11 protein-coding genes are annotated in these 13,343 nt (G+C 59.1%); all 11 read right to left on the reverse strand.

Annotated elements, in window-relative coordinates; translation table 11 throughout:
* Positions 1-21: 21 nt before the first annotated feature.
* Entirely contained in the window at positions 22-1,845 is a 1,824-nt protein-coding gene (locus tag J2887_RS19355) for a type VI secretion system Vgr family protein (protein WP_227172761.1), read from the reverse strand.
* A gap of 81 nt (positions 1,846-1,926) precedes the next feature.
* Positions 1,927-2,406 carry an Hcp family type VI secretion system effector gene (locus tag J2887_RS19360; RefSeq protein WP_227172762.1) on the reverse strand — a complete coding sequence of 160 codons (480 nt, stop codon included), beginning with the start codon at positions 2,404-2,406 and terminating at the stop codon, positions 1,927-1,929.
* A 151-nt stretch (positions 2,407-2,557) separates the two neighbouring features.
* Positions 2,558-3,049: a hypothetical protein gene (locus tag J2887_RS19365; RefSeq protein WP_227172763.1), complete on the reverse strand. Its 492-nt coding sequence runs from the start codon at positions 3,047-3,049 to the stop codon at positions 2,558-2,560.
* Between the two features lie 36 nt (positions 3,050-3,085).
* Positions 3,086-5,662: a type VI secretion system ATPase TssH gene (tssH, locus tag J2887_RS19370; protein ID WP_416381923.1), complete on the reverse strand. Its 2,577-nt coding sequence runs from the start codon at positions 5,660-5,662 to the stop codon at positions 3,086-3,088.
* 14 nt (positions 5,663-5,676) lie between these two features.
* Positions 5,677-6,651, reverse strand: coding sequence for a type VI secretion system baseplate subunit TssG (gene tssG / locus J2887_RS19375; RefSeq protein ID WP_227172765.1), 975 nt, complete (start codon positions 6,649-6,651; stop codon positions 5,677-5,679).
* On the reverse strand, positions 6,651-8,465 hold the full coding sequence (tssF, locus tag J2887_RS19380) for a type VI secretion system baseplate subunit TssF (RefSeq protein WP_227172766.1): 1,815 nt from the start codon (positions 8,463-8,465) through the stop codon (positions 6,651-6,653). The genes tssG and tssF overlap by 1 nt, the downstream gene beginning before the upstream one ends.
* Before the next feature lies 1 nt (position 8,466).
* A complete protein-coding gene (gene tssE / locus J2887_RS19385; protein ID WP_227172767.1) occupies positions 8,467-8,928 on the reverse strand; it encodes a type VI secretion system baseplate subunit TssE in 462 nt (153 codons plus the stop codon).
* Positions 8,918-9,715: a type VI secretion system accessory protein TagJ gene (locus tag J2887_RS19390; RefSeq protein WP_227172768.1), complete on the reverse strand. Its 798-nt coding sequence runs from the start codon at positions 9,713-9,715 to the stop codon at positions 8,918-8,920. The genes tssE and J2887_RS19390 overlap by 11 nt, the downstream gene beginning before the upstream one ends.
* A gap of 40 nt (positions 9,716-9,755) precedes the next feature.
* Positions 9,756-11,273 (reverse strand): type VI secretion system contractile sheath large subunit, encoded by a 1,518-nt coding sequence (gene tssC / locus J2887_RS19395; RefSeq protein WP_227172769.1) that lies wholly within the window; start codon positions 11,271-11,273, stop codon positions 9,756-9,758.
* 48 nt (positions 11,274-11,321) lie between these two features.
* Positions 11,322-12,818, reverse strand: coding sequence for a type VI secretion system contractile sheath large subunit (gene tssC / locus J2887_RS19400; RefSeq protein WP_227172770.1), 1,497 nt, complete (start codon positions 12,816-12,818; stop codon positions 11,322-11,324).
* Positions 12,815-13,324, reverse strand: coding sequence for a type VI secretion system contractile sheath small subunit (tssB, locus tag J2887_RS19405; RefSeq protein ID WP_227172771.1), 510 nt, complete (start codon positions 13,322-13,324; stop codon positions 12,815-12,817). The genes tssC (J2887_RS19400) and tssB overlap by 4 nt, the downstream gene beginning before the upstream one ends.
* Between the last annotated feature and the right edge of the window lie 19 nt (positions 13,325-13,343).

The following is a 13,343-nucleotide window of genomic DNA, read 5'->3' on the forward strand; positions in this document are numbered from 1 at the left end:
CCCTAGCCATGACCGCCAGAATCAGTTCAGGCTGATCTTGGCGGCTTTCATGTCAATGGTGGTGCCCTGCACACTGATGCTGGTGCCCTTGATGGAGATCGCCCCGGACGCTTCCATGGTCAGGCTGGCCGCGCCGGTCTTCAGGGTGATGCTTTGGCCGGCCTCAACGGTGATGGTCTTGCCCACCGTGACCTTCTGGTCACCCGTTATGTCGACGGTCTGGTTGTTGAGGACGGTCAGAGTATCGTCATTACCGACTTCGGTGGTGCGATCGTTCTTGATGTCGTCGGTCTGGTCGTGCTCTACCGTCAGCTCGTGATCTTTCTCGGCATGGACCAGCAGCAGTTCCTTGCCAATGGTGTCGTCGAAACTGATCTCATTGTAGTTGGCGCCGCCGCCCTTGGTGGTGGAGCGGGTCTTGAAGCCGGAGATGTTCTTTTTCGACAACGGTTCGTACGGCATTTTGTTCTTGCCGTTGTAAACCGAACCGGTGATCAGTGGCAGGTCCGGATCACCACTGAGGAATTCCACCAGCACTTCCTGGCCTTCCCGGGGGATGAACTGGGCCCCCCAGTTCTCACCGGCCCAGGACTGGGCGACACGAATCCAGCAGGAACTCTTCTGGTCGTATTTGCCTTCCCGGTCCCAGTGAAACTGCACCTTGATGCGGCCATGCTCGTCAACGTAGATCTCTTCCCCCGGCGCGCAGGTGACTGTTGCGGTCTGCAGCCCCGGCACCATCGGCTTGGGCAGCTTGCGGGGGACGTAGGGTGCCTTGGTGGGCACACAGCGGAAGCTGTTGGTGTAAAAGAAATTGCCCATCGACGGCTGATTGTCGGCATTGAGGGGTACCGACGCTTCAATGGCAATCTCTGTGATCACGAATTCGTTGTGGGGCGGGATCTCATCCTCATGTTCTTTGAATGAGAACTTCAGACCAACGCCGAAAGAGCGATAGTCCGACACTGCCCGATAGCTTTCCGATTCCTGTGCGATACCCTTGAGATGCAGGGCCGCAAGGCTGGCGCCGTCCTTGATGGGACGATCCTCGCCAAAATATCCGAACAGTTCCCGGGAACCAAAAGGTCCGCCGGGGACTTTCTCATTACTGGTGTCCTTGACCTTCTGTTTTGGGGTCTCGAAATCAAAGCCGTGCTCAATGATGGAGTTGGCGGTGGCCTTGAAGCCGGCATACCAGCTGGAGATGTGGGCCGATCCGGTCGGTCGGGAACAGAACACGACAGACCCTTCGGCAGCCTTGGGATAGGCTTTCTCATGGTCGGTGATGACCATGGTATGGGAGCCATTGGCGTGCTGAAAAAAGAACGAGAGACCCTCGTGAGCCAGCAGACGGCAGACAAAATCCCAGTCGGTTTCGTTGTATTGGACGCAGTAGCGGTAGTTGTAAAGGCCCTTCTTGACCTTCCAGCTGAACGCCACCGAGTGCTCCCCGAGGATAGTCTCAACGATCTTCTTGACCGTTTTATCCTGGAAGATTCGACAGTTGGTGCGGTTGGCCGCAGACCAGGCCCGCGGAACGATGATGGCCTCGTAGCGTTGGCCATCGCTGTTGTGCAAGGGTTTGCCCAGTTCCCAGATGCTCAGAAAATGGCCATGGAAGTAGCGTTCGCCGCCGCCTCCCTGGGACCCGAGCTTCAGGCTGACACTCACGCCTTCGCCGATGTGCTTCTTCATGTCACTGATACGCTGGTTGGCGGTAAACCCAACCCGTATCTCGAAAAGACGGGACATGCCTTCACGCACATTCAGCCGTTCAAGGACCAGTGCGTCCTTACCGAGTGAACTGTGAATCTGAAGAAAGTGGTGTTGCTTTTCCTTGCCCATGAATCGCCGCGCCTTCCTGGTTTCGGTGAATGAAAACAGAGGGAACCACGCGGGTTCCCTCTGCAGGCTGGAAACCCTGGATCAGAGCTTCTGGCCTTTGAGGCCGCTGTAGCCGTACACCTTCGGAGAGGTGCTGTTGTTTTTGTCGTCGTTCGGAGTCACGGTCATCATCATTTCGGTGTAAGAAATGGTGATGGACTCAACCGGACGATCACCGGAAACAGACACGGAGTAGTTGGAGATCATGGCATCGGTCAGTTCGATTTTCATGATTTCTTCAATTGCTTCGCCCTGCTTGGTGATGAAGAAGGTAGCCTTCTTACCTTTACCAATGGTGGCTTCTTTGAACAGGTCCGGAGAAGCGTTGTCCTGCAGCTTGGTGATGGTGATATCACCCAGACGGGTAGCAGACGCTTCACGGTCCATGGCGGTACCGGTGTAGGCCGAAATTTCACGATGAACGTTAAAGTCCATGCTCAGAACAGTGATCATATCCTTGTACTGTTCTGCGGTGGCTTCACCCTGGATACCTTCGTAATCCAGATAGGTATTCGCTTGCATGTGTATCTCCTTGCGTTTTAAGTTACGTCCTGTAACGAGGACATGGTTATCCCAGTTCCGGCATCAGGCCAGAACCGCGGATTCGGGGTTCACCGTCCAACCATCAGATAGCAATGCAAAGGGGATGCAAACATAGCACCAGTCCCTGATATTATGCTCGCCGTTTCGGACACACAGCCGCTTCGATAAAGCCGGCCGGTGAATCGAGGTAATCGACTGAAACATAATCCAGCTTCCAGCGTTCCTGCTCCCTTTTAAATTCCATCTTAATAACAGCTGGTCGATCAAATCGATCAAATCCGTTCAGGGTCAGGCAGCCGAAGCCGCCGTCCCTTAACTCATAATGTGCCGTTTTCTTCACCAGTATATCGGGCAAATCTGACAATACTGGGTAATAGTCACTGAATTCCTTTGGGTCTTCCAGACCCCGGTTGCGCATGGAGGAGGATAACGCGTCCTCCATGATGTAGCCGTAGTCACGCTCCTGCAATCTATATGCGTACTCTTCATACACGTCATATAAATACACATAATCGCCATGACTGGCACAACCGCCAATGAACATTAACAGCAGCGACAGAATTTTAAACGGTGCAGCGAAACAAATACCAGAGACTTTTTGCAACGCCATGTGTATTTTCACGCCTCACCACCTTCTGTTCTGTGCTCTGTTAGCCAATCAGGAAACCTGGAAGGTTTCGTCCTTTACAACAATGTTAAGGTCTGACAGTTTGTCATCATTGGCAATGGCATTCAGCAGGATATCCGACAGCTTCGGCAGGATGTCCCGCTGGATCACCTGCTGAATGTTTCGCGCGCCCGTGCTGGCCTGGTGACCACTGTCCGCGATCCGCTCAATCACCTCGTCGGAGTACCCCAGGGTCACACCGTGCTGACGCTGGGCCCGCTCACAGACCCGGTCCAGCTGCATCCGTGCGATGGTCTGCAACTGTTCTCCGCCCAGTGGCCGGTAGGGCAACACCACGGTGCGGCCCAGGAACGCCGGCTTGAACGTCGCCAGCAGGTCGTCCCAGATGGCGTCCTTCAGGGCCGAGGGCTCCGGCGCAGTCAGTTCGTCAGCGTACAGATCCGAGATGTGCTCGGATGCGGCGTTGGATGTCATCAGCAATACGGTGTTGCGAAAATCCACATCCCGCCCTTCACCATCCCGCAGTGAGCCTTTGTCGAACACCTGATAGAAGATGTCCTGCACCCCGGGATGGGCCTTCTCCATCTCATCCAGCAGGATTACGCTGTAGGGCTTGCGTCGTACCGCTTCAGTCAGCACCCCGCCCTCGCCATAGCCAACGTATCCGGGAGGTGACCCCACCAGTTGGGAAACCTTGTGCTCCTCCTTGAACTCGGACATGTTGATGACGGTCATGTTCGATTCGCTACCGTAGACCTGCTCCGCCAGCGCCAGTGCGGTTTCGGTCTTACCAACACCGCTGGGGCCAACCAGCAGGAACACCCCGAGGGGTTTCTTCTCGTCGGCGAGTTCGGCCCGGGCCACCTGAATGGTACGGGCAATGTCATCCAGGGCGTGATCCTGGCCGGTGACCCGTTGCTTGAGCGTGGTGGCCAGTTTGAGGATGCCGGCCACTTCGTCAGACTGCATCCGGCCCAGGGGGATGCCGGTCCAGTCGGACAACACCTCGGATACGAGCTGGGTGTCCACCTGCCAGTGCACCATCACCTGTTCACGCTCCGCCAGAGTGGCGCGAATTTCGTTCAGGCGCTGTTTGTCGTCGTCATTTTCCTCGTCAAGCAGGACCTTGCTGATACCGGCGGCTTCAGCCACCAGCTCCCGCTCGCTGTCCCACTCGGCCTCCAGGCTAGCCAGCGACTCACGGGCCTGATGCAGGCGGGTGTCCAACTGGTCCTGGCGCGCGCTGTGATCGATACCAAAACGGGATTCGCGGGACAGCAGGTCCAGTTCCTGTTCCAGGGCAGTCACCTCCGCACGCGCCCGCTCCACTGGCGACGGCACGCTGGCCTGACTCATGGCGACCCGGGCACAGGCGGTATCCAGCAGCGCCACCGCCTTGTCCGGCAACTGACGACTGGCCAGGAAACGGGTCGACAGCACCACCGCAGCCCGCAGGGCATCGTCGGCAATGCCAACACCATGGTGGGCCTCCAGAGTCGGCACCAGACCACGGAGAATCTGAACGGCGATGGCCTCATCCGGCTCGTCCACCTTGACCACCTGGAAACGGCGGGTCAGGGCAGCGTCTTTTTCAAAGTACTTGCGGTACTCCGCCCAGGTTGTCGCCGCGATGGTCCGCAGCTCTCCCCGCGCCAGGGCCGGCTTGAGCAGGTTGGCGGCGTCGTTCTGGCCAGCCTGGCCACCGGCGCCCACCATGTTGTGAGCCTCATCGATGAACAGGATAATCGGCCGTTCCGAGGCTTTGACCTCTTCAATCACCCCTTTGAGACGATTTTCGAATTCCCCTTTCACACCGGCACCGGCCTGCAACAGCGCCAGATCCAAGGTCAGCAGACGCGCTGGCTTCAGGATCTCGGGAACATTGCCCTCGGCAATGCGACGCGCCAGTCCTTCCACCACCGCGGTTTTGCCCACGCCGGCCTCGCCGGTGAGGATCGGGTTGTTCTGACGACGACGGGTGAGAATATCAATCACCTGACGAATCTCATCGTCGCGGCCGATGACCGGGTCCAGGAGTCCGTCGGCAGCCTGGGCCGTGAGGTCGACGGTGTACTGCGCCAGGTGCTGTTCCTTCTTGCCCTTGGCCTTGGCCGGTTTGCTGGAGGCGGCGGCCTCCTCCGCGGAGAGCGAGGCCCGGATGTTGGCCCACTCGGCCAGCAGACGGGCCGGGTCAATGCCGTTCAGCTCGCCGGCATTGCGGGTCGCCAGTGCCGCCATGGCGGGGTCGTTCAACATGCTGTACAGCAGGGTGGCGCCGCGCATGGTGGGCTCACCAAACTCGATGGACGTATCCAGCCAGCACTGACGGAACAGGTCCACCATCCGGGGCGACAGGCTGGGCGTAGCGCCACTACCGGTGCGGAAGGTTTCCAGGCCTGCCTCCAACTGGGCGTCCAGGCGACCGAGATCCAGGCCAAAGTGACGGAACACCCCCACCAGGTCAGGATCATCGGTCCGCACCATGCTCTTCAGCAGGTGCTCCAGCTCCACGGTGTGGTGGGTGCGCTGGAAACACAGACCCACAGACGTTTCCAGCGACTCCTTACCCGCCTCATTGAGCTTCTCAACCAGTGACTTGAGTGTCATCGCAGACATGCTATTCAATCCTTTCCTTGGCTTGGCTTGAAACTGACCTCGACCATTTTGGTTGATTCCGGTCGGGCCCCAATAAAACTGTCAGCGCCGAGCTTGCCCTGCTGCCCCAGTATCGTGTGGGTCAGGTGGGCGGCACGGGCCGACAACCGATAACGAACCCGGGTCTGGCCACTGACCAGACGCTGAGTTACCTGTAACAAGGTCTTGCTGTAGGCACCGCCAGGCAGCACCGTGACCAGTTCTTCCCGGGATTTGGGACGGAAAACCACTTCCACGCCCTTGTCCGCAATCCACACCCGGCTACCGAGGATCGCCCCGCCAAGGTTGGCAAACTGCCCCTTGGGACAATCGTCGTCTGGCAGCCGGGACTGGTCGTCCGGGGACACCTGGGCCCATTCCCCCTGCATCGCACGGACATCCACCGGCATACCGGTAATGTCTTCCAACACCGCCCGTAACATACTGCCGGAGCGGGCATGGCGGGCGAAGGCCGCGCCGTAATAGAGTTGCCAGTTTTCCTCACAACCGGTCAGGGTCTTGAGGATGTAGGTGAAGATGTCTTCTTCCTCACGCTCCTGATGAACCGCGGGCTGGGTTTTCTCCCAGCTGCGGTAAAGCAGTGAAACCAGGCGATGATTGAAGAGATCCAGAAAATCCCGGGTGGCCGGCGACTTCTGCTTGACCAACTCCAGCACCCGCTCGGTAAAGCACGCCGGCATCGCCCCTCGCGCACCGGTCAGCCCCATCAGGTCCACAGTAAGATCGTGCTGCACGACACCGTCGTCACCGTCGTCACTACGCCGGGCGCGCTGTGTCACCAGATCCTGGCCGGCAAACCCAAGGTTCTGGCTCGATCGAAAGCGCACCACCTCCTTGTTCGGCCAACCGTCATGGCCGACCCGGTGATAACCTTTACGGTCACCAACCAGCTGTCGTTCGGCTTTCCACACAGCGCGGTACAGGGTGGTCGGCGTTGCCATCAGAGCAGCTCCCGCTCGCCTGCGCGAGCTGGCCACAGGCAATAGTCACGGTGATGACCACCAAGGCGGATACGTACCCGGGTAAAGGTATTGACCTGGGTAAACTGGGCAAAGAAGCGATCCAGGATGGCCGAAAACAGGTAAATACTGGTGCCGGCATAGCTGGGCTTGGAGAAGGTGACCTGGATTTCGGTGCCCTGGCACAGGCCGCTGTGGACCCCTTTGCCAACCCGGGCAGCCACGCGCTTCATGGTCACGTCTTCAATGCCTTCGATGAGTGCCTGGGTCTCCGGGGTGTGGCGGAAATCGTGCAGCTGCAACACCGCCTTCAGGCGTTCCAGGGCATCGTCACCGGCAAAGTGTTCCAGGTTGAGCTGCTGGATAAACTCCCAACGGGTACCGTCTGACAGGTCCGGACGGGTGGTTGCGGTCGGTGGCACCAGCGCCACGGCCTCCTCCACCAGCGGTTCACCGATGGCCCGGAACCGGGGCTCGCCACCGCCGAAGGGCAGCCGCTCCGGAATGTTGCGGTTGCAACACCAGGCATTGACCATCAGGGTCTCGTCTTCTGGCAGATCATCCTGGGTACGGTGGTTGAAACGCCGGTCCACCAGCGACAGGTAGGTCTCAAAACCCGGCTCAAACTGGCCGCCCGCCCAGTCCGCGTCCCGGCGGCCAAGGTGCCAGTAGACATCAAGCCCGGATTGCCAGCGCGGATGGCCGAGGCCGTAGAAGGGCGCCATCTCGCGGATGTTCTCATTTTCTACCAGGTTGACCGACTGGACGCTGACCACTTCAAAAGTCTCCGCCCCACGAAACCGGGACACCAGCCGGTGCTCATGATTGCTGTCGTCATTGGCAACGGGTTCCAGAGACTCGTCAAACAGGTTCACCGCCGGCACACACCACAACCTCATGTGCTCTGGTACAAAGCTCTTTTCCTGCTCGCTCGACTGTTCACCGAGGTAGATGTACAGGTCGACTTCGTCGTGTTCCGGCCAGGTGCCCGCCAGGCCCGCCAGGTCGGCAAACAGGAACTTTTCGGGAAACAGGAAAAACTCCACCAGCAGCCGGAAGCCGTCAAAGCTGCGCTTGCGATACGGCACAAGCGCGTCTTCCGGCTCAAAACCCACCGGCTGCAACTGCTTGGTGCCAAAGAAACGGATCTGGCGGGTGTCGTGGGTCGGTACCACCGCGAAGCCCACTCCGGACCGATGGATCAGATCATACAGCTCGTTGCTCAGGTGGGTCTGGCCGTGGAGGTAGAACCGCAACGACGGCAGATCAATCTCGCTGAATGGCAGCGTCGACTTCAGCCGCAGCTTGATCACACTCTGGGCCCCTTCCGAGCCAGCGGGACGGGGAGCATCAAAAGGAGCATTCTCAAAGGCCCCGGAGACCACCTCCACCGGCGCCAGATAGTGACTGGATGGCGAGCGGAACTCACACGCCGGCATCCGTTCGACCTGGGTTTCATAGCGCTGCTGCGGATCAAGGGCGGCGCAATGGGTCTGCGAGGCACCAGCGGCGAGTTGCAGGATCGTCATCGATGGAATCGGCGCCATGTAGTCCGGGAACAGGTTGCCCATCAGGATGCTGGTCAACTCCGGAAAATGATCGTCCAGTCGCTGACGGATCTGGGCGGTCAAGAATGCGACCCCCTCCAGCAAACGCGAGACATGGGGATCTTCCACCGACTCGTCGCTCACCCGCAGGTTACCCGCCACCTTGGGGTAGGCCTTGGCAAACTCGGCCCCCTGACGACGCAGGTAGGCCAATTCGCGGTTATAGTACTGGAGGAGTTCGTCACTCATATCACGCACACTCCTGCAGGGTCATCGACAGGTTAATAGGCTCGAGGTCGGACTGAAACGCCACCGGCTCCGGCACCGGGTCCACCAGCAAAATGGCATCAATTCGCAGCCTCAGTTGCCGATTCAATGGGGTGTCCCCATCTTCAGCTTCCACGCTCACTCGGGTCAGTCGCGGCTCGAAGCGGATAATGGTCTGGCGGATTTCCTCGCACAGCCATTGCCGGGCGTCAGTGGTACTGAGATCCATAACGGTAAAATCCGGCAATCCGAACCCCAGCACCGACTGCTTAAGCTCCCGCAGTTCCGCCGGCAGCTCCAGCCAGGAACGGCGGGTGTTCAGCAGCGCTTCCAGGTCCTGCCGCACCGACTGGCGGATGGACGAGACCGTGGCCCGGGCATCGCCGTCGGCGGCGAGCCGGTCCAGCAGGCTCATCTGCAGGCGAACCGAGCTATCAATCGGCATGAGCAAGCTCGACGCGCTCAACACGCTTCAGCGATTCCAGACTGATGGCGTCATCACCAACCAGGAACAGCTTGAGACCGATACCGGTGATCAGTCCTTCCGACCGCTCCTGCCAGTCGGTCACCCGGCCCAGCCGCTCCTCGTCGGACTGGCTATCGACGTAGGTCAGCGGTATAAACACCTCGCCCTGCTTGCCGGATACCAGCTCCACGTCCGCCCGACGCCAGATCAGCTCGACCGGTGACGTCGGCGGGTGGAAGTCGATGGCTTCAATCTCAGACCAGCGCCAGAGGTAGAAGTGGCCATCGGCCCCCAGGGCCTCGATAAAGCCACACAGAGCGTCATCACAATCCCGGGTATCTCCCTCAGCGTCGCCGAAACGGAAGGTCGCCGCCGTACGGGTCTGCTCCAGTTTCGCCGCTTCCTGTTCTGCCGCCGCCACGTCGTCCTGGCTCAGCGCCAGCCGCAGCGCCAGCAGAGCTTCCAGGTCCGCGCCTTCTGTAGCCACGACTTCCTCGGCCAGCTTGCCATCCCGAAACGCCAGGCGGGACTGCTGGGCCCGGATCAGTTGGCGCAGGTTGGCGGCACCGGCAAGCCAGTCCGGGTGGTGGCGGGCCAGTGAACCCAGCATTTCGTCCGCCCGCTCCAGTTGACCGGCCACACACAACAGCTCAATCAATGATGCGCGCAGGTCGGCGGCGCCGGGCTGGGCCTTGATCATCTGCGTTGCTTCTTCAATGGCCTGCTGCAGTTGTCCGCTGGCCAGATGCTGCTTGATGGCATCCATTCCTGAGTCCTCCAAATGTCAACTCATATGGCGGTGCGGGCTAATGCCCGTCCACCGGTGTCAGTTCCGTAATCAGCCGCATTCCGGTGACCAACTGGTCCAGCTGGAAGTGAGGCTGAAGGTGTATAATCGAGTAGTACTTGCCCGGTTCACCGGCCCGCGCCTTGACGGACACCTTGGCATCACGCAGCGGGAAGCGCGCCCTTAGTTCATCCGAGGCGCCTTCGGTGGCCATGGTGTAGCCGTGTATCCAGCGTTGCAGCTGGGACTCGCATTCCTCCGGGGTACGGTAGCCCCCTACACGATCCCGTCCCATCACTTTGAGGTAATGAGCGAAACGGGACACGCAGAGAATGTAGTGCAGCATGGCCGACAGCTTGGCGCTGACGTTGGCTGCCAGCAATTCGTAGGACTTTGGCTGCTGAATCGAAGGCACCGAGTGAAACACCAGCATGGGGGTGTTGGGTAATGGCACCAACGGCAGAAACCCCTCCTCGGCAAGGGCCTTTTCCATCCGATCACTGATTTGCCAGTCCACTGCCTGGCGTGTCGGGAACAGGCGCCCTGATCGGTTGATGTCGGAGATTTCCGGCATGTTGTCGACCGTGCCATGGGCCACCCGGCCAGCCCGAAAACCGCGAATATGGGAAAACCAGCCGGATTCGCAGAATGCCCGGATGGCCACGGTGCCAAAGGCAAAACAGGCCGGCCCCCACAGATAGTCCTTATCGGTCACCTCCCGACGCTCCAGAAACCCGAAGGCTTCAGCGCCCTCGCCCAGTTCCCGATGTGGCGGTCGCATCAGCATGCGGGGCACCGCCAGACCAAGGAAACGGGCATCGTCCACTTCCCGCAACGAACGCCAACCGGTCAGCTCCACCTGGGAGAAATGACTCTCCAGATCTCGGACACCAGTCAGCTCTGCATAGTTATCAACGCCAAAGAAGCTGGGAGCCGCATTGAGGATCAGCGGCGAAAACGCAGCCGCCGCCACCTGGGCCAACTCCCTCAGCGTGTCCAGGTTGGCCACGCCCCCCCGTGTTCGGTGACTGACACTGTAGGTACCCAGTAGCAAACCAAACGGCTCTCCCCCCGGACTACCAAACTCCTGCGAATACACCTTGGCAAACAGTCGCGACTGATCAAACTCGATCGCCCGGTTCAGATCCGCAGCAACGGTTTCCCAAGAGGCATCCAGAACTTTTATCCTCACCACATCCTGACGATCATCCAGCGCAGCCTGCTCTACCAGCAGGCTGACGCCCCGCCAGTTGGCTTCCAGGTCCTGGAACTCGGGGTGATGCAGGATTTCATTGAGCTGGGCATTGAGCAGGCGATCCAGCTTCAGGATCACCTTCGACAGCGCCGCCCGAACCTCATCCGAGGTCCAGCCCGCACGGCCGTGATACTGACTAAGGAACAGCATCAGTGCCCGCTGGTCATCCGACTCAGCCACCAGGCGCTCCGCCAGCCCCCGGGTCAGGCCCGGTTGCTTGGGTTGGCGCGACTTCCGCTGATTCAGATAGTCCTTGTCGACAAACGTCAACGCTGCGCTCATGAAGACTCCAAACCGTCCCGGGGCCCATCCGGGCCCCGGGAAACAGTCTTAGTTACCAATCTCTGGGATTTTTGCGACCAGGCGCAGGGAGGTGGTGAGTTCCTCCATCTGCAGCCAGGGGCGCAGCCAGGCAATGGCGTTGTAGGAACCCGGGCTACCCGGGATCTCACGCACCTTAACCTTGGCGTCTGCCAGCGGGAACTTGGCCCGAATTTCCTGACCACCGCCCTCGGAGGCGTTGACGTAACCAAGAATCCAGCGGTTCAGCCAGTTTTCCACGTCTTCCGACTCCATGAAGGAACCGATCTTGTCCCGAGCCATCACCTTGAGGTAATGGGCAAAGCGGGAAGTGGCCATCATGTACGGCAGACGAGCTGAAATAGCGGCGTTGGCCGTGGCATCCGGATTGTCGTAGATCTTCGGCTTCTGGCAGCTTTGGGCGCCAAAGAACACGGCGTAATCGGTGTTCTTGTAGTGACACAGCGGCAGGAAGCCGAGCTTGCTGAGCTCAGCCTCACGACGGTCGGTGATACCGATCTCGGTCGGGCACTTGAGGTCCGGATCACCATCATCACTGCGGAAGATATGGGCCGGCAGTCCCTCGACTTTACCACCGCCTTCGGCACCACGGATGGCGGTGCAGAAACCATACTTGGCGAAGGCGTTGGTCATCCGGCTGCCCATCACGTAGGAGGCATTCATCCAGCAGTAATCTTCGTGCTCCGGGCGCACCGCCATGCCGGTTTCCGGATCAATCTCGAACTCTTCGAAACCGAACTCTTCCACCGGTTTGGTAGCCTGGCCATAAGGCAGACGAGCCAGTACCCGAGGCATGGTCAGCGTGACAAAGCGGGAATCCTCGCTTTCACGGAACGAACGCCATTTGGTGTACTCGAGGGACTCGAACACTTTTTCCAGGTCCCGCGGTTTGGACAGTTCGGTCCAGTTGTCGAAGCCGAACAGGCCAGAACCACCGGCAGACACAAACGGACAGAAGCCGGCAGCGGCAACGTTGGACATCAGACCCAGAGTCTCAACATCGTTCGGGTGATTGGTGAACTCGTAGTCCCCAATCATCACACCGTAAGGTTCGCCACCCGGGGTGCCGAACTCGGACTCGTAGATCTTCTTGAAGATCTGGCTCTGGTCGAATTCCACCGCCTTGGACAGGTCCTTGTGAAGGTCCTTTTTGCTCAGGTTGAGCATGCGGATCTTCAGCATGGCGCTGGTCTCGGAGTTCATCACCAGGTGGTGCATACCCCGCCAGGAACCTTCCAGTTTCTGGAAATCTTCCTGATGCATGATCTCGGACAACTGACCGGAGATCATTTTATCGATCTTGGAGATCGCCTGGGAGAAGGTGATGGTCAGGTTTTTATTCCAGGTCATCGTGCCCTTCATCGCCTCTTCAGCCAGAGTGCGAATCAGCTCCTCCGCTCGGCTGCTCTCGGTCTGCTTGGTAGCCCCGATGGCCTGATCCAGGAGACTGAGGGCTCCGCCTTCCTCTTCGACAACCGCGTCCGTAGCCTGGGTTTCAAGACTCATTCCTTGTCCTCCTTAGTGCGATTCAGTTCCGAACTCAGTGCCTGCAGGTCATCCGAGTTGTTCAGTACGCGTTCCAGCAGTTCTTCCAGCTCTTCCGACCGGTCGACCTTGGTCAGCAGGTCACGCAGCTTGTTACGGGTTTCCATCAGGTGGCGCAGAGGCTCAACCTGGTCGACCACTGCGGCTGGCTGGAAGTCTTCAATGGAGTTGAACTCCAGCTCAACGGACATCTGGGAATCGTCATCCGCCAGCTTGTTGTCCACCTTGAGTTTGAGTTTCGGGCTCATCCGACGCAGCACGTCGTCAAAATTATCCCGATCAATCTGAATGAAGCGACGATCCCTGAGGGGCTTCAAATCGGTATTGTTATTACCGGAAAAATCTCCCATGACACCGACAACAAACGGCAGCTCTTTCTTGACCAGGGCCCCTTCCGTTTCTACGTCATAGGTAATGTGTACCCGGGGCTTGCGGACCCGGGACAGTTTGTTGTGGATGCTTTCCATGTCGCTGTCTCCTGTTGAG

This window comes from Marinobacter sp. CA1 (assembly GCF_020546665.1).
GTDB classification, from domain to species: Bacteria; Pseudomonadota; Gammaproteobacteria; order Pseudomonadales; family Oleiphilaceae; genus Marinobacter; species Marinobacter xestospongiae.